At 74.6% G+C, this 23,318-nt stretch carries 3 protein-coding genes; all 3 read right to left on the bottom strand.

Going from position 1 to position 23,318, the window contains the following annotated elements:
• Positions 1–131: 131 nt before the first annotated feature.
• On the bottom strand, positions 132–1,331 hold the full coding sequence (locus JIX56_RS43795) for a cytochrome P450 (protein WP_257549501.1): 1,200 nt from the start codon (positions 1,329–1,331) through the stop codon (positions 132–134).
• 93 nt (positions 1,332–1,424) lie between these two features.
• The gene (locus tag JIX56_RS43790; RefSeq protein ID WP_257549500.1) at positions 1,425–11,042 is read right to left on the bottom strand and encodes a type I polyketide synthase; all 9,618 of its coding nucleotides are present in this window, start codon (positions 11,040–11,042) and stop codon (positions 1,425–1,427) included.
• A gap of 9 nt (positions 11,043–11,051) precedes the next feature.
• A complete protein-coding gene (locus tag JIX56_RS43785; RefSeq protein ID WP_257549499.1) occupies positions 11,052–23,312 on the bottom strand; it encodes a type I polyketide synthase in 12,261 nt (4,086 codons plus the stop codon).
• Positions 23,313–23,318: the final 6 nt, after the last annotated feature.

Raw genomic sequence — 23,318 nt, 5'->3', positions numbered from 1 at the left:
CGTCACGGATGTCCGTCGGGGCCGGTCACGGGCCTGGATCTTGACGCTATAAGCCCGGTCGGGGGCTGTAACCCCCAGAAGGGCCGGGCGGTCCCCCTAGGGCCTCGCCGGAGGCTCTAGGGGGCGGGTTCCTACCAGGTGACGGGTATGGCGAGCGCGCCGTGCACCATGTCGTAGCCCCGGTACCGCACGTCCTCGGGCGGTACGGCGAGACGGATGCCGGGGAAGCGGCGCAGTACGGCGGAGAACGCGATCCGCATCTCCAGCAGGGTCATGGCGCCGCCGATGCAGCGGTGGACGCCGTGGCCGAACCCGACCTGCTGGGCCGGTGTACGGGTCAGGTCGAGGCGGTCGGGGTCGTCGAAGTGGGCGGGGTCGCGGTTGGCGACGGCCAGCGCCGGCACCACGTACTCGCCCGCCTTGATGGTGACGCCGCCGAGTTCGACGTCCTCGGTGGCGGTGCGTCCGCCGGTGGCGGAGATGACGCTGAGGTAGCGCATGAGTTCCTCGACGGCGGTGTCGAGGACGGCGGGTTCGTCGCGGAGCAGGGCGAGTTGGCCGGGGTTGTCGAAGAGGGCGAGGAGGCCGAGTCCGAGGGTGTTGGCGACGGTGTCGAAGCCGGCGGTCAGGAACATGCTGCTGATGCCGGCGATCTCCTCGTCGTCGAGTTCGTGGCCGTGTTCCTTGACCAGCATGCCGATCATGCCGTCGCCGGGTGCTTCGCGTTGGGCGGCGACCGCGTCGGACATGAGGCGCCCGGCGGCCGTGAGGAGTTCCTGCGCCTCCTCAGGAGTGGCGGCCAGGCCGGGTGCCATGGCGGTGATGCGGAGGTATTCGGCGCGCTGTTCCTCGGTGAGTCCGAGCAGTTCGCAGATGGCGAGCAGGGGGAACGGTGAGGCGAACTCGGTCATGAAGTCGGCGGGCGGGCCGGTGCGTTCCATGGCGTCCAGTCGGTCCTCGGCGATGCGTTCCAGACGCGGCGCGAGTTCGCGCATGCGCCGGGCGGTGAAGCTGGAGGTGACCGTCCGGCGCAGCCGGGTGTGCTCGGGCGGGTCCATGTTGACGAAGCTGCCCGGGGAGACCCGCACTCCGGTGTCGTCGACGCCGGGGAGCATCAGTGTCAGCGGGGTCCGGGCGCTGCTGAGGCGTGGGTCGGTGAGCATCCGCCGTACCTCTTCGTAGCGGGTGACGACCCAGATGTCCTGCCCGTCCGGGAGACGGTACCGGTGGACCGGGGCGGTCCGCTGGGCGTCCCGCAGGGCCGGTCCCGGGTCGAACGGGCAGCGGTGGTCGCGCTGGTAGGGCAGCGGCGTTTCGATGTCGAGGGGCATGGTGGTTCCTTTGGTGCGTGGGGGGGAGGCCGAGCAGGTTTCGGGGTGGGCGTCAGGTCGGGTGAGGGTGTGGGGGGAAGGCGGAGCCGGTGCTCACTGGATGCCGAACTCGTCGCCGATGAGGCTGAGCAGTTCCTCCGCGCTCGCGGTGCTGAGGTCGCCGTCGAGGTCGTCCCCGTCGAGGTCCGCGGCGGCGGGCCCGGCGGTGCCGGGGGTCTCCTCCAGCTTGGCGAGGAGCACCCGCAGGCGTACGGCGAGGGAGGCCTCGCGTCCGGGGTCGTCGGCGGGCGTCCGCAGTGCGGCCTCCAGGGACTGGAGCGCGAGCAGGGCGGGGTCGGGGGCCTGTACGGGGGTCAGGTCGAGGCCGTCGTGGAGGAGTTCGGCCAGGTCCTTGGGTGTCGGGTGGTCGAAGACGAGGGTGGCGGGCAGCCGGAGGCCGGTGAGGGCGGCGAGCCGGTTGCGCAGGTCCACGGCCATCAGGGAGTCGAAGCCGAGGCTCTTGAACGGCTTGCCCGGGGGCACGGCGTCCCCCGTCGGGAGTCCGGCGGCGGTGGCCGTCTCGGCCCTGACCAGCTCCACCAGGGCGGTGGTGCGGTCGGCCGCGGAGAGCGGCAGCAGGCGTTCGCGCAGTCCGCCGGCCGGAGGCGCGGGCGTCCGCCGGCCGGGGCGTGCTCCGGCGGCCAGTCCGCGCAGCAGGACGGGGACGGCCTGCGAGTCCGCGTCGAGGGCCGAGGTGTCGAGGCGTACGGGGACGGCGACGCATCGGCCGGTGGCGAGGGCCGCGTCGAACAGCGCCATGCCTTCGGCGGGGCTGAGCTGGCGCAGTCCGGCGCGGGCGATGCGCTTCAGGTCGCTCTCGGCGACGCCCGAGGTCATTCCGTCGCCGCGCTGCCAGGGTCCCCAGGCGAGGGAGAGCGCGGGCAGGCCGGCCGCCGCGCGCCGGGCGCACAGGGCGTCCGCGAAGGCGTTGGCCGCGGCGTAGTTGGCCTGGCCGGCGCCGCCCATGGTGCCGGCCAGTGAGGAGAAGACGACGAAGGCGTCCAGGTCGAGCGTGGACGTCAGCTCGTGCAGGTGCTCCACGGCTTCGGTCTTGACCGGCAGGACGGCGTCGACCTGTGCGGGGGTCAGCGCGGTGAGGGTGCCGTCGTCCACCGTGCCCGCGGTGTGGACCACCGCCCTGAGGTCGTCCACGGTGTCCAGGAGCGCGGCGAGCGACGCGCGGTCGGTGACGTCGCAGGCCTCGACGCGGGCGGTGGCGCCGTGCTCGGCGAGTTCGGCGACGAGGTCCGCCATGCCGGGGGCTTCGGGTCCTCGCCGGGCGGCGAGCAGCAGGTCGCGTACGCCGTGCCGGGTGACCAGATGGCGGGCGACGAGGCGGCCGAGGGTGCCGGTGGCGCCGGTGACGAGGACGGTGCCGGTGGCCGGCCGGAAGGCGGGCCCGGGTTCGCCGTCGGCCGTGAGCCGGGCCAGGCGCGGTACGAGGATCTCGTCGCCGCGCAGGGCCAGTTGGGGCTCGCCCAGGGCCAGGGCGTGGGCGACGGCCCGGGGCAGGGGTGTGGTGGCACCGGGCAGATGGTCGACGAGGAGGACACTGCCCGGGTTCTCCAGCTGCGCGGAGCGGGCCAGGCCCCATACGGCGGCGCCCGCCGGGTCGGCCACCGTGTCGTCGGCGGCGGTGCGTACGGCACCGGAGGTGCACAGCACGAGCTGGCTTCCGGCCAGGGTGTCGTCCGTGGTCCACCGCTGGAGCAGGTCGAGCGTGCGGTGCACCGCGAGGCGGGCGGCGGCCGCGGTCGCCTCGGCGGGCGGAAGCGGGACGACGACCACGTCGGGTGCCGGGTCACCGGCGCGCAGGTCCGCGAGATCGGTGTGGTACTCGACGACTTCGGCGCTCTGGAGGAGTGCTTCGGCGTGCGGGTACGCGTCGGGGTCGCCGAGGATCGCGAACCGGCCCTGGAGCCGCCCGGCGGGCATCGCGGGAGCGCCCTCCAGGGGGGTCCACTCGGTGTGCAGCAGCCACTCGGGGCGCAGCCTCGTGGTGTCCAGCTGGTCGGTCGAGGTGGGCCGCATGTGCAGGGCGGCGACGAAGACGACGGGGCGCCCGGACGGGTCGGTCAGCTCCACGGACACCTGGTCCTCCGCCAGATCGCCGACGTGCACCCGCAGGGTGGTGGCGTCCTGCCCATGGGCGGTGACGCCGCGCCAGGCGAACGGCAGCAGCGGGCCGCCCGTCGCGGGCGCCGAGGGGCGGAACGCCAGGGCGTGCATGGCCGCGTCGAGGAGCGCGGGGTGGACGGCGAAGCCGCCGCCCGCGGATTCGGGCAGCCGTACCTCGGCGAAGACCTCGGTGCCGCGCCGCCACGCGGCGGTCAGGCCGCGGAAGGCGGGCCCGTAGGTGAATCCGTGGTCGACGAGGTCCTTGTAGAAGGTGTCCAGGTCGACGGCCTCGGCGTCCTGCGGGGGCCACGAGACGTGGGGCGGCCGGTGGGGGGTGTCGGGTGCCTGTGGGCTGAGGGTGCCCTCGGCGTGGCCGGTCCACGGGCCGTCGGGGGTGGTGCGGGAGTGGACGGACAGGGCGCGGTGGCCCGTGTCGTCGGCCGGTCCCACGGTGATCTGGAGCTGTACGGGAGCGTCGGCCGGTACCAGCAGGGGGGCGGCGAGGGTGAGTTCGTCGAGGTGGTGGCAGCCCGCCTGGCCGCCCGCCCACAGGGCCAGCTCGACGAAGCCGGTGCCGGGGAAGAGGACGGTGTCGAGAACCGCGTGGTCGGTGAGCCACGGCTGGGCGGCCGTGGACAGCTCGCCGGTGAACAGGGTCGTGCCGTCGCCGGCGACGGTGATCCGGGCGCCGAGCAGCGGATGCCCGGCGGCGCCCAGGCCGAGCGCGGCGAGGTCGCCGGTGGCCGCGGCGGGGCGGGGCTCGGGCCAGTAGCGGCTGCGTTGGAAGGCGTACGTGGGCAGATCGGTCCGGCGGGTTCCGGTGCCGGCGAAGACGGCGGCCCAGTCGACGTCCGCGCCCGCGAGATGGGCGCGGGCGACGGCGGTGGTCAACGCCTCGTCGGCAGGGGCGTCCTTCCGCTGCGCCGGTACGCAGACGGGCGGTTCGGCGTGGGCGTCCGTGGCGTTGTCGAGGCAGCTCTGTGCCATGCCGGTGAGGACGCCGTCCGGGCCCGCCTCCAGCAGGACGGTGACGCCCTCGGCGGCGAGGGTGCGCACACCGTCGGCGAACCGAACCGTCTCCCGGACGTGCCGGACCCAGTAGTCGGGCGAGCACGCCTGTTCGGCGGTGAGGAGGGTGCCGGTGAGGTCGGAGACGACAGGAAGGGTCGGCGGACGCAGGTCGAGTTCGGCGACGATCGTGGCGAACTCGTCGAGCATCGGCTCCATCAGCGGCGAGTGGAAGGCATGACTGACCGTCAGGAAGTTGGTGCGCAGGCCCTGTTCGGTGAATCCGCCGTGGAGTGCGGTGAGGGCGTCGGCCGGACCGGACAGGACCACCGATCCGGGTGCGTTGACCGCCGCCACCGCGACGCCGGGCGGGAGGCCTTCGCTCGCTCGTGCCTCGTCGGTGGCGACGGCCAGCATGGCCCCGCCGGGCGGGAGTCGCTGCATCAGACGGCCTCGGGCGGCGATCAGCCGGCAGGCGTCGGGCAGCGTCAGCACATCGGCGATGTGGGCGGCGGTGATCTCCCCGACGGAGTGGCCGAGCAGGTAGTCGGCGCGCACGCCCCAGCTCTCCAGCAGCCGGTACAGGGCGGTCTCGAAGGCGAACAGGGCGGGTTGGGTGTACTCGGTGCGGTGCACGGCCTCCGGGTCGGGGGTGTCCGTTCCGGTGCCGAACACGATCTCGGCGAGGGGGCGCGGCAGATGCGGGTCGAGGTGCACGCAGACGGCGTCGAACGTCTCGGCGAAGACAGGGTGGGCGGCGTACAGTTCGCGGCCCATGCCGAACCGCTGGGCGCCCTGCCCGGTGAAGAGCACCGCGAGCGCGCCCTCGCGGGCGGTGTCCCGCAGCAGTCCGGGCGGCAGTTCCCCTCCGGCGAGAGCGGTGAGGGCGGTGGTCGCCCCGGCACGGTCGTGGACCGTGGCGGCGGCGCGGTGTTCGAGGGCGGCTCGGGTGGTGGCCAGGGAGTGGGCGAGGTCGCCGACCGCGAGGTCCGGGTCGGCGTCCATACGGTCCAGCAGCCGGGCGGCCTGCTCGCGCAGGGCGCCTTCGTCGTGTGCGGAGAGCAGCAGGGGCCAGGGGCGGGACGTGACGGGTGGTTCCTCGGTGGTGTGCTCGTCCGGAGCCTGTTCGAGGATGACGTGGGCGTTGGTGCCGCTGATGCCGAACGACGACACCCCGGCCCGGCGCGGGCGTCCCTCCTCCCCCGGCCACTCCCGGGCCTCGGTCAGCAGTTCCACCGTGCCCGAGGACCAGTCGATCTCGGGGGACGGCTCGTCCACGTGGAGTGTGCGGGGCAGCGTGCCGTGGCGCATCGCCATGACCGTCTTGATGATTCCGCCCACGCCGGCGGCCGACATGGTGTGTCCGATGTTGGACTTCAACGAGCCGAGGTACAGCGGCCGTTCACGGTCCTGCCCGTAGGTGGCGAGCACCGCGTGCGCCTCGATCGGGTCCCCCAGCCGGGTTCCGGTGCCATGCGCCTCCACCGCGTCCACCTCGGCCGCCTTCAGCCCGGCGTCCTCCAGCGCCGCACGGATCACCCGCTGCTGGGCGAGCCCGTTCGGCGCGGTCAACCCGTTCGACGCACCGTCCTGGTTGACCGCCGAACCACGTACGACCGCGAGCACCGGGTGACCGTTGCGGCGCGCGTCGGACAACCGCTCCACCAGCAGCACACCCACCCCCTCCGACCAGCCCGTGCCGTCGGCCGCCGCCGCGAACGCCTTGCACCGCCCGTCCACCGCCAGCCCGCCCTGCCGCTCGAAGTCGGCGAAGAGCGAGGCGTCGGGCATGACACAGACACCGCCGGCCAGGGCGAGGTCACAGTCGCCGGAGCGCAGTGCCCGGGCCGCGCTGTGCAGGGCGACGAGCGAGGACGAGCACGCGGTGTCGACGGTGACCGCCGGGCCCTCCAGGCCGAGGACGTACGCGACCCGCCCGGACACCACGCTCGTGGCGGTGCCGGTGACGGCGTACCCGGCCATCTGCTCCGAGCCGGGCGGGAAGAGCAGCGAGTAGCCGAGCGCGGCGGCGCCGACGTAGACGCCGGTCGCGCTGCCCCGCAGCGTCGTGGGGTCGATGCCGGCGCGTTCGATCGCCTCCCAGGACGTTTCGAGCAGCAGGCGCTGCTGCGGGTCCATGGTGAGCGCCTCGCGGGGGGTGATGCCGAAGAATCCGGCGTCGAAGCCGGCGACGTCGTCGAGGAACCCGCCGCGCGCTGCGTCCTGGGCGCGCCAGCCGCGGTCGCGGGGGAAGCCGGTGACGCCGTCACGGCCTTCGGCGAGCAGCTGCCACAGCTCTTCGGGGCTGGTGACCCCGCCGGGGAAGCGGCAGGCCATCCCGACGACGGCAAGCGGTTCCCCGTCGTCGGCGCGGCGGCGGGCGCGGGCGCCATCCGCCGTTGCCTGTGCCGCCGGGGTGTCCCGCGCGCCGAACAGCTCCGTGTACAGCGCCTGGACCATGCGGCGGGGCGAGGGGTGGTCGAAGACGACGGAGACGGGCAGGCGCAGCCCGGTGGCGCCCGCCAGCCGGTTGCGGAAGTCCACGGCGGTGAGCGAGTCGAAGCCGAGTTCCTTGAAGGGCCGGGTGGCCTGTACGGCGTCGGGGTCGTCGTGGCCGAGAGCGGCGGCGGCGGTGTCGCGGACGAGCCGCAGCAGGACGCCGGTGCGCTCGGTCTCGGTGAGCGGGAGGAGCCGCCCGCGCAGCGAACCGTCGTCGTGCGCGGCGTCGGTGACGACGGCACGGCGGGCGCGGGCGGGCCGGGCGGCGGCCGGTGCGATGCGGTCCAGGCGGTCCGCGGACGGCTCGGCGAGCAGCGCGGCGGGGCCGACGGGGCGCAGCAGCACGGAGTCGGCCACGGCGACCGGGGAGCCGGTGGTGTCGGTCAGCAGCAGCGAGACGGTGCTGTCGCCGGTGCGGGTGATCCGGACCCGCAGCCGGGTGGCGCCGGTGGCGTGGAGTTCGACACCGCTCCAGCAGAACGGGACCAGTGGTTCCCGCCGCTCGTCGTCGAGGGCGTACAGGGCGTGCAGGGCGGCGTCGGAGAGGGCGGGGTGGAGGCCGTATCGGGCGGCCTCGGTGGCCTGCCCGGTGGGCAGGCGGACCTCCGCGTGGACCTCGCCGTCGCCGCGCCACAGTCCGGCCACCAGCTGGTGCTCGTAGGAGAAGCCGTCGGCGGCGAGCCTCTCGTACAGTCCGTCGACCGGTACGGGCTCGGCGCCGGGCGGCGGCCATGCCGTCAGGTCGGCGGCGTTCGCGCCGGTCTCGGGCACGAGGGTCCCGGAGGCGTGCAGGGTCCAGTGGGGTTCGGCGTCGGGGGCGGCGGCCGAGGAGTGGACCGCGAAGGTACGGCGGCCGCCGCTGTCGGCGCCGACCCTGACCTGGAGGCCGACGGAACCGTCCGGGGGCGGCAACAGGGGGGTGTGCAGGGTGAGTTCCTCGACCCGGCCGTGGCCGAACCGGTCACCGGCGAGGACGGCGAGCTCGACGAACGCGGTTCCGGGCAGTACGGCCCGGTCGCCGAGGGAGTACCCGGCGAGTCCCGGGAACTCCTGCGGGGAGAGCCGGCCCGTGAGGACGGCACCGTCGTCGTCGGCGAGCCGGACCAGGGCACCGAGCAGGGGGTGGTCCAGGGCGCCGAGGCCGACGGTGGTGACGTCACCGCCGCGCCGCCGGCCCTCGGGCCAGTAACGGCGCCGCTGGAACGCGTACGTGGGCAGCTCGGCGCGGCGGACGTCCGCGCCGGCGAAGAGGCGCGGCCAGTCGACGGGCGCGCCGCCGGTCCAGGCCTGGGCGAGCGCCGCGCGGAACCGGCCGGGGCCGCCCTCGCCGCGCCGCAGGGTGCCGGTGACGGCGGCCTCGTGCTCACCGGCTTCGACGCACTGCTGCACGGAGGTGACGAGGACGGGGTGCGGGCTGGGTTCGACGAACAGCCGGTGGCCGTCGGCGAGCAGGGCCCGGACGGCGGCCTCGAAGCGGACGGGTTCGCGCATGTTGCGGCACCAGTAGGCGGCGTCGAGCCGGGCGGTGTCCAGCGGCCCGCCGGTGACGGTCGAGTAGAAGGGCACCTGTCCCGGCCGCGGCGCGAGGTCGGCGAGGTCGGCCATCAGTCGCTCGCGCAGCGGCTCGACGTGCGGGGAGTGACCGGGGCTGGCGGCGCCGGGGATGCGGCGGGCCTGTACGCCGTCGGCCGCGCAGGCGGCGACGAAGGCGTCGCAGGCGTCGGGGTCGCCGGTCAGGGCCACGGAGGCGGGCCCGTTGACCGCGGCGATCCACAGGCGGTCCGCCCAGGGGGCGAGCCGGTCACGGACCTGCTCCTCGGGCAGCAGGACGGAGGCCATGCCGCCGCGCACGGTCAGGGTGCGCAGTGCGCGGCTGCGCAGGACGACGACGCGTACGGCGTCCTCCAGGGAGAGGCCACCGGCGATGTGGGCGGCGGCGATCTCCCCCTGCGAGTGCCCGACCACGGCCGCGGGCTCGATGCCGTGGGCCCGCCACATCCTGGCCAGGGACACCATGACGGTGAACAGCACCGGCTGGATCACGTCGATCCGGTCGGTGTCGACGTCTGTGTCCTCGCCGCGCAGGACGGCGAGGACGTCCCAGTCGACGAGTTTGCGCACCGCCGCGGCGCACTCGTGGACGCTGTCGGCGAACACGGGCTCGGCGTCGAGGAGTTCACGGGCCATTCCGGGCCACTGGGAGCCCTGGCCGGGCAGCACGAACGCGGTCGAGCCGGTGACGGCGGTGCCCTCGGTGAGGGTGTCGTGGGGGCGGCCGTCGGCGAGCGCGGCGAGGCCGGTGAGCAGTGTGCCGGAATCGGCGGCCAGGACGGCGGCGCGCTGGTCGAGAGGCGTGCGGGCGGTGGCCAGCGTGTGCGCCACATCCCCGACGGGCAGGTCGGGCCGGGCCGTCAGGTGCTCGGCGAGACGGCAGGCCTGGGCGCGCAGGGCGGTGGTGCCGCGGGCGGAGAGGACGACGGGGACCGGCCCGTGGTGGACGGCGGTTGCCGGGGCGCCGGTCTCCGGCTGACCGGAGGCGGGGTCCTGGCGGCCGGCCGTGGGCTCCTGACGGTCGGCCGTCGGCGTCCGACGTCCGGCCGTGGGCTCCTGACGGTCGGCCGTCGGCGTCCGACGTCCGGCCGCGGCGGGGGGCTCCTCGTCGTCGGGTGCCTGTTCGAGGATCACATGGGCGTTGGTGCCGCTGACGCCGAAGGCCGACACACCGGCCCGTCGCGGGGCGGCGCCGTCCGCCCAGGCGCGGGCTTCGGCGAGGAGCCGGACCGTGCCGGAGGACCAGTCGACGAACGGGGTCGGCTCGTCGGCGTGCAGGGTGCGGGGCAAGGTGCGTTCGCGTATCGCGAGCACCATCTTCATGACCCCGCCGATCCCGGCGGCGGCCTGGGTGTGGCCGATGTTCGACTTCAGCGAGCCCAGCCACAGCGGGCGCCCCTCGGGCCGGGCGGCGCCGTAGGTGGCGAGCAGCGCGTCCGCCTCGATGGGGTCGCCGAGCCGGGTGCCGGTGCCGTGCGCCTCGACGGCGTCGACCTCGGCGGCGGTCAGTCCGGCGTCGGTCAGGGCGTCCCGGATCACCCGTTGCTGCGACGGCCCGTTGGGGGCGCTGAGCCCGTTGGAGGCACCGTCCTGGTTGACGGCGGACCCGCGTACGACGGCGAGGACCGGGTGGCCGAGCCTGCGGGCGTCGGACAGCCGCTCCACGACGAGGATGCCCGCGCCCTCGCTCCACCCCGCGCCGTCCGCGGCGGCACCGAACGCCTTGCAACGGCCGTCGGGGGCCAGCGAACGCTGCCGGGAGAGCATGACGTGGACGTCGGGTGTGGACATCACGGTGACACCGCCGGCCAGCGCCAGATCGCACTCGCCCGCCCGCAGCGCCCGTACCGCCAGATGGAGTGCCACCAGCGAGGACGAGCAGGCCGTGTCGACGGTGAGCGCGGGGCCCTCCAGGCCGAGGACGTACGAGACGCGGCCGGACAGCACGCTGTTGGAGACCCCGGTGGAGCCGTGGCCGTCGATGCGGCCCTCGGTGGCGACCAGCAGGCCGGCGTAGTCCTGCTGGGAGACGCCCGCGAACACGCCGGTGCGGCTGCCCTTCAGTGTGCGCGTGTCGATGCCGGCGCGCTCCAGTGCCTCCCAGGAGGCCTCCAGCAGCAGCCGCTGCTGCGGGTCCATGGAGTGCGCCTCGCGCGGCGATATGCCGAAGAACGCGGCGTCGAAGCCGGCGACGTCGTCGAGGAAGCCGCCCTCGCGGACGTAGCAGGCGCCCTCCTTGGCCGGGTCGGGGTCGTAGAGCGAGGCCAGGTCCCATCCCCGGTCGTCGGGGAAGGGCCCCACGGCGTCCCGGCCCTCGGCGACCAGCCGCCACAGGTCGTCGGGGGACCGCACACCGCCCGGGTAGCGGCAGGCCATACCGACCACGGCGATCGGTTCCCGGGCTGCCGACTCCAGCTCGCCCAGGCGCTGCCGCGTCCGGTGCAGATCCGCGGCGACCTGCCTGAGGTAGTCGCGGAGTTCCTTGTCATCAGCCATGTGAACCGTTCACTCCTTGCCGAGTTCCGTGCGGATGAAGTCGAGCAGCTCGTCGTCCGAGGCCTCGGCGAGCCGGGTGTCGACGTCGCCCGTCGTGGCCCCGCTCTCCGGATCGGCCGACGGGGCGCCCGCCGTGGCCAGGGTCCGCAACCTGGCCGCGATCCGCGGGCGTTCGGGGTCTTCGGCGGTCAACTCCGCCATGGCCGCCTCCAGTTGGTCGAGGAGGACGGGGACGGAGGGCCGCCGTTCGGCGCTCGCGGCGCCCGTGTGGTCGAGGACGCGGCTCGCGAGTTGCTCCGCCAGGGCCTCGGGGGTCGGGTAGTCGAACACCAGGGCCGCGGGCAGTGGCAGACCGGTCGCGGCGGCGAGGCTGTTGCGCAGTTCCACCGCGGTCAGCGAGTCGAACCCGACCTCACGGAACGACCTGCGCGGGTCGAGGCTCTCCGGGGACGGATGGTCGAGGACCGCCGCGGCCCGGCTCCTGACCAGGTCCAGCAGGGTCTGGGCCCGTTCGGCGGCGGACAGGGCCGCCAGTCGCCCGGCGTAGCCCGCGTCCGTGCCGTCGTGCGTCCGGTCCCGCGGGTGTGCCGGGGCCTCGGGGACCAGGGTGCGCAGTGCCGCGGGCAGGGTGCCGGCGGCGGCGCGGGCCCGCAGGACACCGGAATCGGTGCGCAGCGGCACGAGGCACGCCTCGTCGCCCGCCCACGCCCGGTCGAACAGGCCGAGTCCGTGCTCCGCGTCCAGCGGCAGTACGCCCGCCCTGGCCATGCGCCGCAGGTCCACCTCGCCGAGCCGGCCGCCCATGCCTCCGCCGGTGCCCCACAGGCCCCAGGCCAGCGAGGTGGCGGGCAGCCCGGCGTCCCGGCGCCGGCGGGCCAGGGCGTCCAGGTAGGCGTTGGCTGCCGCGTAGTTGGCCTGGCCCGCGCCGCCGAGGGTGCCCACGGCGGAGGAGAACAGTACGAAGTGCGACAGGCCCAGGTCACGGGTCAGCTCGTGCAGATGGTGCGCGGCGTCCGCCTTGGGGCCGAGCACGGTGTCCACGCGCTCCGGGGTGAGTGCGGTGACCACGCCGTCGTCCACCACGCCGGCCGTGTGGACGACGCCGGTCAGCGGCCGGTCGGCCGGGATCGCGCCGACGACCGCGGCGAGGGCCTCCCGGTCGGCGACGTCGCAGGCCGCGAAGAAGGCCCGGGCGCCCGCCCGTTCGAGGTCGGCGGCGAGTGCGGCCGCCCCCGGGGCGTCGGCGCCGCGCCGGCTGACCAGCAGCAGATCCCGTACGCCGTGCACAGCGGCCAGGTGCCGGGCGACGAGGCCGCCCAGTTCGCCGGTGCCGCCGGTCACCAGCACGGTGCCGTGCTCACGTGGCGCGGCGGACGCGGGTCGGGGGTCGGCGGGCGTCAGCCGTGGCACGAACAACCGCCCGTCCCGCACGGCGAGTTGGGTTTCGCCCGCCGTGCCCGCGGTGGCCACCGCCGGGGCGAGCGCGGGGGCGTCGGTGTCGTCGTCCGCCAGGTCGACCAGGACGAACCGGTCGGGATGTTCGGCCTGGAGCGACAGCAGCAGTCCCCATGCCGCCGCCCGGGCCGGATCTCCGGTGGTCGCGCCCGAGGTCACGATCAGCACTCGGGAGCCGGCCAGCCGCTCCTGCGCGAGCACTTCCTGGACGCGGGCGAGTGTGTCGTGCGTGGCGTGGCGTACGGCGGCGGGCCCGTCGCCCGGGTCGGTGGTGTCGGGGCCGAACTCCAGCGGTACGACGACGAGGTCGGCACTCGCGTCGAGGCAGTCCGGGCCGGGATGGACGTCGGCGACGGAGCCGGGGTGCGGGGCGAGCGCCTTGGCGAGGAGCCCGGCCCGTCCGTCGGCCCGGCCGAGCACCGCCCAGCGCGTGGCGGCCGGCGGTTCGGCGACGGTCTCCACCGGCTGCCATTCCACCGTGTACAGCTCCTCGGAGACATCGGGCGCCGTCTCGTGCCGGGTCGTCTCCAGCCAGTAGGCCGCACGCCGGAACGCGTACGTGGGGAGGGGGATCCGGCGGGCGCCGGCGAGGAACGCCGACCAGTCGACGGGCACCGAGCGGACGTGCAGCCGGCCGAGCGTCGTCGCGAGGGAGCGTGTCTCGTCCCGGTCCTTGCGCAGGGCGCCCAGGGCGAGGAGCCCGGGGTCGGTCTCCTGGACGAGGGAGACCAGCGAGCCATCGGGGCCCAACTCCAGTACCGTGCCGACGCCTTGGGCCCGCACCGCGCGCACACCGTCGGCGAAGCGCACCGTGGCCCGTATGTGCCGCACCCAGTACTCGGGGGTGCACAGCTCCTCCCCCGCCACCTCACCGGTCACATTGGATACGACAGGGATGACCGGCGCGTCGCAGAACGTGACACCGGACAGCACCTCGGCGAACTCCGCGACCATCGGCTCCATCAACCCCGAATGGAACGCGTGCGAGACCTCCAGCCGCTTCACCCGCCGCCCCTCCGCAGCGAACCGCCCGGCAAGCTCCGCCACAGCCTCCTCAACACCGGAAACCACCACCGACGACGGACCGTTCACCGCCGCCACCCACACACCAGCACTCTCCGCGATCTCCGCAGGGTCCGCCGCGATCGCCCACATCGCACCCCCGGACGGCAACGCCGCCATCAGCCTCCCGCGCGCCGCCACCACCCGGCAGGCGTCAGAAAGCGACCACACCCCCGCCACATGAGCCGCGACCAACTCACCCAATGAATGCCCGAACACCACATCCGGCCGCACCCCCCACGACTCCACCAACCTGAACAGAGCGACCTCGACCGCGAACAGCGCCGGCTGCGCCCACCCCGTCGACGCCAACTCCTCCACCGGACCCCCGAAGACCAGCTCCTTCAACGACCCCGGCAGCAACCCCTCGAACCCGGCACACACCTCCTCGAACGCCTCCGCGAACACCGGAAACGCCTCATACAACCCCCGCCCCATCCCCACCCGCTGCGCACCCTGACCCGAGAACACCACCGCGAGCCCGCCCTCGGAGGGTTCGTCCAGCACGGTCGCGCCGTTCTCCGCCACGGCGGTGAGCGCGCGCCGGAGTTCGTCACGGTCGGCGGCGGCGAGGACGGTGCTGTGGGACATCACGGCCCGTGTGGTGGCGAGGGACAGTGCCAGGTCGGGCAGACGGATCTCGGCGTCGTCGGCCAGGAACGCGGCGTACCGGGCGGCCTGGTCGCGCAGTGCCGCGTCGTCCCGCCCGGACACGACGACCGGGACGGCTACGGGCCCCGTCTCATCCGAGCCCGCCACGTGCTCCGGCTCCGGCTCCGGCTCCGGCTCCGGCTCCGGCTCCGGCTGTTCGAGGATGACGTGGGCGTTGGTGCCGCTGATGCCGAAGGACGACACGCCCGCCCGGCGCGGACGCCCCTCCTCTCCCGGCCAGTCCCGCGCCTCGGTCAGCAGCTCCACCGCACCGGAGGACCAGTCCACCTCGGGAGTGGGCTCGTCCACGTGGAGCGTGCGCGGCAGGACGCCGTGCCGCATCGCCATGACGGTCTTGATGACACCGCCCACCCCGGCGGCGGCCTGCGCGTGTCCGAGGTTGGACTTCAACGAGCCCAGGTACAAGGGCCGTTGACGGTCCTGGCCGTAGGTCGCCAGCACCGCCTGCGCCTCGATCGGGTCACCCAGCCGGGTGCCGGTGCCGTGCGCCTCCACCGCGTCCACGTCCACCGGCGACAGCCCCGCGTCGCCGAGGGCGGCGAGGATGACCCGTTGCTGCGAGGGGCCGTTCGGGGCGGTGAGGCCGTTGGAGGCGCCGTCCTGGTTGACCGCCGAGCCGCGTACGACCGCGAGGACCGGGTGACCGGCCCGCCGCGCGTCCGACAACCGCTCCACCACCAGCATGCCGACGCCCTCGCCGAGGGCGAAGCCGTCGGCCGCGGCGGCGAACGACTTGCTGCGGCCGTCGCGGGCCAGCGCCTGCTGACGGCTGAAGCCGACGAAGGAGGCGGGTTCTGACATCACGGCCGCACCGCCGGCGAGAGCGAGGTCGCACTCACCGGAGCGCAGCGCCTGCACGGCGAGGTGCAGGGCGACCAGCGAGGACGAGCAGGCGGTGTCGACGGTGACAGCAGGCCCCTCCAGGCCGAGGGTGTACGAGATCCGGCCGGAGGCGACGCTGGCGGCGGCGCCGGTGGCGAAGTACCCCTCGACATCGCCGACCGCGTCCAGCAACCGGGCCGTGTGCCCCTGTTCGCTGAGGCCGACGTACACCCCGGTACGGCTGCCACGCAGCCGCGACGGGTCGATGCCGGCCCGCTCCAGCGCTTCCCAGGTGGTCTCCAGCAGCAGCCGCTGCTGCGGGTCGGTGGCCAGCGCCTCACGCGGTGAGATGCCGAAGAACGACGGGTCGAAGAGGGCGGCGTCGCCCAGGAAGCCGCCGTGGTCGACGTAGGAGGACTCGGAGGAGTTCTCGTCGGGGTCGTACAGCCGGTGCAGGGGCCAGCCCCGGTCGGTGGGGAAGGCGGTGATGAGGTCCGCCTCCTCGCTGACGGCACGCCACAGATCCTCGGGGGAACCGATGCCGCCGGGGAAGCGGCAGCCCATCGCGACCAGGGCGATCGGCTCGTCGCGGTCGGCGGGCCTGACGGCCACGGCCTGGGGGCGCTGCTGTGCGGCGCCGAAGAGGCGGTCGGCGAGGAAGCCGGCGAGCGCGGCCATGGTGGGGTGGTCGAAGACGAGGGTGCTGGGGAGCCGTACACCGGTGGCCGCGGCGAGCCGGTTGCGCAGGTCGACGGCCGTGAGCGAGTCGAAGCCCAGCTCCTTGAAGGCGCGTTTGGCGTCGACGGCGTCCGGGTCGGGGTGCCCGAGGACGGCGGCGGCGTGTTCGCGAACCAGGTCGCGCAGGGCCCGGGTGCGGCCGGCCTCGTCGAGTTCGGCCAGGCGGCCGGCCAGCTCGGAGGCCGGGGCGCCCGCGTCGGCCGTGTCCTCGGGCGCGGCGGACCGGGCCGCGGGGATGTCGTCGAGCAGATGGCTGGTGCGGCCCGCGGTGAAGACCTCGGCGAAGCGCGCCCAGTCGACGTCGGCAAGGATCACCGAGGTCTCACCGTCGGCGAGGACGGTGCGCAGGCCCGCGATCGCGGTCCGCGGGTCGATGACCGGCAGACCGGTCAGACGGAGTTGGTCGTAGATGGTGTCGGAGACCATGCCGCCGCCCGCCCACGGTCCCCAGGCCACGGACAGGGTCGGTACGCCGTCGGCGCTGCGCCGTTCGGCGCGCGCGTCGAGCACCGCGTTGCCGGCCGCGTAGACGCCGTGGTCGCCGGCGCCCCAGACGGCGGTGATGGAGGAGAAGTAGACGACGGCGTCGAGCTGGGCCGGGTCGAGGACGGCTTCGAGGTTCTCGATGCCGGCGACCTTCGCCGACAGCACGGTGACCAGGTCCTCGAACGGGGCGTCGGCGACGGGGCCGAGGACACCGACGCCCGCCGCGTGCACGACGGCCCGGATCCGGTCCCCCGTGCTGCTCTCGACCTCGGCGAGGGCGGCGGCGAGCGCGGCGCGGTCGTTGGTGTCGCAGGCCACCAGGGTGACCCGTACGCCCGACTCCTCCAGTTCGGTACGGAGTTCACCGGCGCCGGGGGCGGCGGCGCCGCGTCGGCTGAGCAGGACGAGGTGTTCGGCGCCGTCGTCGGCGAGCCAGCGGGCGACATGGGCGCCGAGGGCGCCGGTGCCCCCGGTGATCAGCACGGTGCCGCGCGGGGTCCAGCCGCCGTTCGCCCGCGCCGGTGCGGTGGCGTGGACGAGGCGGCGCGCATACGTTCCAGTGGGGCGCAGGGCGACCTGGTCCTCGCCGTCGTCCGCGGTGAGGACGGCGAGCAGCCGCTCGTGCGTGTCCGCGTCGGCGGTGGCCGGCAGGTCGATCAACCCGCCCCAGTGCTGCGGCAGTTCCACGGCGGCGCAGCGGCCCAGCGCCCACACGGCGGCCTGCGCGGGATCGGCGGGTCCGGCGTCGTCCGGGGTCCCCACGGCGCCCCGGGTGAGACACCACAGGGGTGCGGGCGTGCCCGTCCTGACGAGCGCCTGGAAGAGGGCGAGGGTGGTGGCGAGTCCGGTGGGTACGGCCGGGTCCGCGGGGTGGGGCGTGGTGTCGGCGCCGGTGAGGGTGACGACGCCGGTCGGCGCGACGGAGCGCACGTGGGCGGCGAGGCTCTCCTCGTCGTCGTCCGCGCTCACGGTCAGGACCACGGCACGCTCGGCACGCTCCCGCAGGACCGCGAGCACCGGGTCGTCCCGCAGTGCCTCCGGTACGGCGATCAGCCAGGTGCCCGGGAGGACGGCGGGGGTGGTCGGCACGGTCAGCGGACGCCAGTCGACGGTGTAGCGCCACGCGTCCACGGCGGTGCGTTCGCGGCGGCCCCGGCGCCAGGAGGAGAGCGCGGGCAGAACGGTGCGCAGCGCGGGTTCGTCGGCGCTCAGGTCGAGGGCGTCGGCCAGGGCGGTGACGTCCTGGGCCTCGACGGCCTGCCAGAACTCCTCGTGCGCCGGGTCGGCCACGGGCGTGCCGGGGAGGGTCTGCGGCCAGTGCCGGCGGCGCTGGAACGGGTAGGTGGGCAGCTCGGCAGGGGCGCCCGGGGTCCCGGTCCGGTGATCCGCGCGGGCCGGTGTCCAGTCCACGCGCACCCCGGCGACGGCGAGTTCCGCGACCGAGGCGAGCATGCGGGCGGGTCCGCCCTCGCCCCGGCGCAGGGTGCCCGTGACGAGCGGTTCGGCGCCCGCGCGTTCGGCGGTCTCCGCGAGGGCGGCCGTCAGCACCGGGTGCGGGCTGATCTCGACGAAAACGTGGTGTCCGGCCGCGACGAGCCCGGTGACGGAGGGTTCGAGACGCACGGTGGAGCGCAGGTTCCGGTACCAGTACTCGGCGTCCAGGGCGGACGTGTCAAGCCAGTCGGCGGTGACCGTGGAATAGAAGGGCACGCGGGCGGCGACGGGAGTGACGTCGTCCAGCACGGCGAGGAGTTCGGTGCGAATCGCCTCGACCTGCGTGGAGTGGGAGGCGTAGTCGACGTCGATGCGCTTGGCCCGGGCGCCCCGGGCGACCGCCTCCGCAATCACCTCGTCCAGCGCGTCCGGAGCACCGGCGACCACCACGGAGGACGGCCCGTTGACGGCGGCCAGGTCCACCCGACCGTCCGCCAGCGCCTTCAGACCACGAACCTCATCCGCCGGCAACTGCACCGACGCCATCCCACCCTGCCCGGACAGGGCCACGATCGCCTTCGAACGCAACGCCACCACCCGCGCCCCGTCCTCCAACGACAACGCCCCGGCCACCACAGCGGCCGCGATCTCACCCTGCGAATGGCCCACGACAGCGGCCGGCTCCACCCCGTACGACCGCCACACCTCCGCCAGACTCACCATCACCGCCCACAACACCGGCTGAACCACATCCACCCGGCCCAACCCACCACCATCGCGAAGCACTTCGGACAGCGACCAGTCCACGAACACCGACAACGCCCGCTCGCACTCGGCCATCCGGGACGCGAACACCGGCGAAGAATCCAGCAACTCCACCGCCATCCCCACCCACTGCGACCCCTGACCCGGAAACACGAAGACGGGTCCGCAGCCGACCGGTCCGGTGGCTCCGGTGATCACCGCGGGTGCGGTGGCCGTGCCGTCGGCGAGGGCCTGTACGCCGGTGAGGAGTTCGGCGCGGTCGCGGCCGAGGACGACGGCGCGGTGCTCGAAGAGGGTGCGGCTGTCCAGGAGGGCCGCGCCGACGGCGGCGGGGGCCGTGTCGGGCGTGCGGTCGAGGTGCTCGGCGAGGCGGGCGGCCTGGTCGCGCAGGGCCTTGGGGGTGCGGCCGGACAGGAGCCAGGGGTGGACGGACGGCTCGGTGTCCGGTTCCACGGCTGCCGCGGGGGCGGGCTCTTCCGGGGCGTGTTCGAGGATGACGTGGGCGTTGGTGCCGCTCATCCCGAACGACGACACACCTGCCCGGCGCGGACGTCCGGTGTCCGGCCAGGGCCGCTCCTCCGTGAGCAGCCGTACGGTACCGGCCGACCAGTCCACCTGACGGGTCGGTTCGTCCACGTGCAGGGTGCGTGGCAGTACGCCCGCGCGCAGGGCCAGCACCGTCTTGATGATTCCGCCGACGCCCGCCGCGGCCATGCTGTGGCCGATGTTGGACTTCAACGAGCCGAGATACAGCGGCTGTTCACGTTCCTGCCCGTATGTCGCGAGCAGCGCCTGTGCCTCGATCGGGTCGCCGAGCCGGGTACCCGTGCCGTGGGCCTCGACGGCGTCGACGTCCGTGGGCGACAGCCCCGCGTCGGCCAGGGCCGCCAGGATCACCCGTTGCTGGGACGGTCCGTTCGGCGCGGTCAGGCCGTTCGACGCGCCGTCCTGGTTGACCGCCGAGCCGCGTACGACGGCCAGGACGCGGTGTCCGTTGCGCCGGGCGTCCGAGAGCCGCTCCATCACGAGGACGCCCACGCCCTCGGCCCAGCCCGTGCCGTCGGCCGAGTCGGAGAACGCCTTGCAGCGGCCGTCGGAGGCGAGACCGCCCTGGCGGGCGAACTCCAGGAAGCCGTCGATGGTGTTCATCACGGTGACGCCCCCGGCGAGCGCGAGGTCGCACTCCCCGGAGCGCAGCGCCTGTCCCGCCAGGTGGAGGGCGACCAGTGAGGAGGAGCAGGCCGTGTCGACGGTGACCGCCGGGCCCTCCAGACCCAGCGCATAGCTGACGCGTCCGGAGACGACGCTGCCCGCCGTGCCGGTCATGAGGTGGCCCTCGGTCTCGCGGGTGGCGGCGAGGACGGAGGCGTAGTCGGAACCGGCGATGCCGGCGAAGACACCGGTACGGCTGCCGCGCAGTGCGCCCGGGTCGAGTCCGGCGCGTTCCAGGGCCTCCCACGAGGTTTCCAGGAGAAGCCGCTGCTGCGGGTCCATCGCGAGCGCCTCGCGCGGCGAGATCCCGAAGAAGTCGGCGTCGAACTCGGCGGCGTCGTGCAGGAATCCGCCGACGGTCGGGACGCCGCCGTCGACGCGGCGCAGCGCCGAGGGGTCCCAGCCGCGGTCGCGGGGGAAGGCGGTGATCGCGTCACCGGCGGAGGCGACCAGGTGCCACAGGTCCTCGGGTCCGGTGACGCCGCCCGGGAAGCGGCACGCCATGCCGACGACCGCGAGGGGTTCGTCCGAGGCGCGGGAGCGGGCGGCGACGGTGGCACCGGCGGTGTCGCCCCTGAGGTGGGCGACGACGGCTTCCGGCGTGGGGTGGTCGAAGACCAGGGTGGCGGGCAGCGTGAGCCCGCTCTCCTCGGCGAGCCGGTCGCGGAACCGGACCGCGGACAGCGAGTCGAAGCCGAGGTCCTTGAAGGAACGGTCCGGGGGTACGGCGTCGAGTGAGGAGTGGCCGAGTACGGCGGCGGCGACGCTCCTGACCGTGTCCAGGTCGAGGGCGGCCGGGGCCGTCTCGGTCCGTGCGGCGGGGGGTGGCGGAAGGACCGGCAACAGGGCCCCGCCGGTGCCGGCCGTCGCGGGCAGCCAGAACCGGTCACGCCGGAAGGGGTAGGTGGGCAGGTCCACACGGGTGCCGGCGGGGGCGCCGAGGACGGCGGTCCAGTCGACGGGGACACCGCGCGTGTGCAGTTCGCCGAGGGCGGTCAGCAGGGCGGTCGGTTCGTGGTGGCCGCGCGGCTGGGAGGCGACGAGGGCGGGGGCGGCGGGCAGGTCGGCCAGGCAGTCGCGGGCCATCACGCTGAGGACACCGCCCGGCCCGAGCTCCAGGCAGGCCGCCGTGCCCAGTTCGCCGAGCAGACGCATGCCGTCGTGGAACCGGACGGCCTCGCGGACGTGCCGTACCCAGTAGTCGGGCGAGCGGAGCTGTTCCTCGGTGGCCAGGGCGCCGGTGACGTTGGAGACGACGGGGATGCGCGGCGCGTGGAAGGTGAGCCCCTCGGCGACCTCCCGGAACCGGTCCAGCATCGGTTCCATCAGCGGGGAGTGGAAGGCGTGACTGACCTTCAGGCGCCGGGTCCGCAGGCCGCGTTCCGCGCACAGGGCGGCCGTGGCGTCCACTGCTTCGGCGGGGCCGGACAGCACGGTGGCGCGGGGGCCGTTGACGGCGGCCACGGAGAGCAGGCCGGCGGTTCCGGCGGCGTCGAGGAGGCCGGGCACCTCGTCCTCGGCGAGCTCGACGGCGAGCATGGCACCGCCGTCCGGGAGCGCCTCCATGAGGGTGGCACGTGCGGCGACCAGGGCGCAGGCGTCGTCGAGGGAGAGCACCCCGGCGGCGTACGCGGCGGCGAGTTCGCCGATGGAGTGGCCGAGCAGGTGGTCGGGGGTGAGGCCCCAGTGTTCGAGGAGCCGGAAGAGGGCCACTTCGAAGGCGAACAGCGCCGTCTGCGTGTACGCGGTCCGGTCGAGCAGTTCGTCGGAGTCCAGGACGTCGGTGAGCGGCCGCTCCAGGTGGGGATCGATCCTGGTGCGTACGGCGTCGAAGGCCTCGGCGAACACCGGCTGGGCGGCGTACAGGTCCCGGCCCATGCCGGCGCGTTGGGCGCCCTGGCCGGTGAAGAGGAAGGCGAGCGGGCCGCCCGGGCCCGCGATGCCGCGTACCACCCGGGCGTCGGGGCGGCCCTGGGCGAGCGCGTCGAGTCCGGCGAGGAGTTCCTCGCGTCCGGTGCCGACCACGACGGCCCGATGGGCGAACCGGGCCCCCGTGCCGGCGAGCGCCCGCGCGACCGGCAGCGGCGCGGGGGCGTCCGCCCGTCCGGTGAACGCGCCCAGTCGCCCGGCCCGGTCGCGCAGCGCCTCGGGATCGCGGGCGGACAGCAGCAGGGCGGCAGGGGCGTCGGGCTCGGTCTCCGGCTCGGTCGTGTCGGGAGCGGTCTCCGGCTCGGCCGTGTCAGGAGCCGTCTCCGCCACGGCCGGGGCCTGTTCGAGGATGACGTGGGCGTTGGTGCCACTGATGCCGAACGCGGACACGGCCGCCCGGCGCGGTCGCCCGGTCTCCGGCCACGCGCGTGCCTCGGTCAGCAGTTCCACCGTGCCCGAGGACCAGTCGACCTCGGAGGTCGGCTCATCCACGTGGAGCGTGCGCGGCAGTGTGCCGTGGCGCATCGCCATGACCGTCTTGATGACGCCCGCCACACCGGCGGCGGCCTGCACATGACCGATGTTGGACTTCAACGAGCCGAGATACAGCGGCCGGTCGTCGGCACGGTCCTGACCGTACGTCGCCAGCACCGCCTGCGCCTCGACGGGGTCGCCGAGCCGGGTGCCCGTTCCGTGTGCCTCCACGGCGTCGATCTGCGCCGGGGTGAGTCCCGCGTCGGCGAGGGCTGCCCGGATGACCCGCTGCTGGGAAGGGCCGTTGGGCGCGGTGAGGCCGTTGGAGGCGCCGTCCTGGTTGACCGCGGTGCCCCGTACGACGGCGAGCACGGGGTGGTTCTCGCGCAGGGCGTCGGACAGCCGGCGCAGGACGAGGACGGCGACGCCCTCGCCCCAGCCAGTGCCGTCGGCCGCCGCCGCGAAGGACTTGCAGCGGCCGTCGCCGGCGAGGCCGCCCTGGAGCAGGAACTCCTCGTAGAGGCTGGGGTCGGCCATCACCGCCGCGCCGCCGACCAGGGCGAAGGAGCACTCCCCGGCACGCAGCGCGCGGGTGGCGAGGTGCAGGGCGACCAGGGAGGAGGAGCAGGCCGTGTCAACGGTCAGCGCCGGGCCTTCGAGGCCGTAGAAGTAGGAGAGCCGGCCGGAGGCCACGCTGCTGGTGGTGCCGGTGAGGACATGGCCCCGGACCTCGCGCAGCGCCTCGTCGTCCCGCGGGCCGTACTTCTGGTCGGTCATGCCGACGAAGACCCCGCCGTCGGTGCCCTTGAGGCCGGCCGGGTCGAGTCCGGAGCGCTCGATCGCCTCCCAGGACGTCGCCAGCAGCAGCCGCTGCTGCGGGTCCATCGCCAGCGCCTCGCGCGGGGAGACACCGAAGAACTCGGCGTCGAACTCGGCGGCGCCGGGCAGGAATCCACCTTCGAGGGCCACTCCGGCGGCCGCCAGCGCGCCGGTGTGCCAGCCCCGGTCGTCGGGGAAGCCACCGATGGCGTCCCGGCCGTCACGGACCAGGTCCCACAGCTCCTCGGGGGCGTCGACCCCACCGGGGAAGCGGCAGGACATCGCCACGATCGCCACGGGCTCCTGACGGCTCTCCTCCAGTTCGCGCAGCCGGTTGCGGGTGCGCTGGAGGTCGGCGGTCACCCGCTTGAGGTAGTCAACAACCTTGTCGTCGTTCGCCACGGGTAC

Source organism: Streptomyces sp. CA-210063, from assembly GCF_024612015.1.
In the GTDB taxonomy this organism is placed as follows: Bacteria; Actinomycetota; Actinomycetes; order Streptomycetales; family Streptomycetaceae; genus Streptomyces.
This window is presented reverse-complemented; position numbering and strand designations above follow the sequence as displayed.

What these genes read in the sequence shown, in the direction of transcription:
- JIX56_RS43795 (WP_257549501.1), bottom strand. Translation starts at nt 1,331, where the DNA reads ATGCCCCTCGACATCGAAACGCCGCTGCCCTACCAGCGCGACCACCGC.
- JIX56_RS43790 (WP_257549500.1), bottom strand. Translation starts at nt 11,042, where the DNA reads ATGGCTGATGACAAGGAACTCCGCGACTACCTCAGGCAGGTCGCCGCG.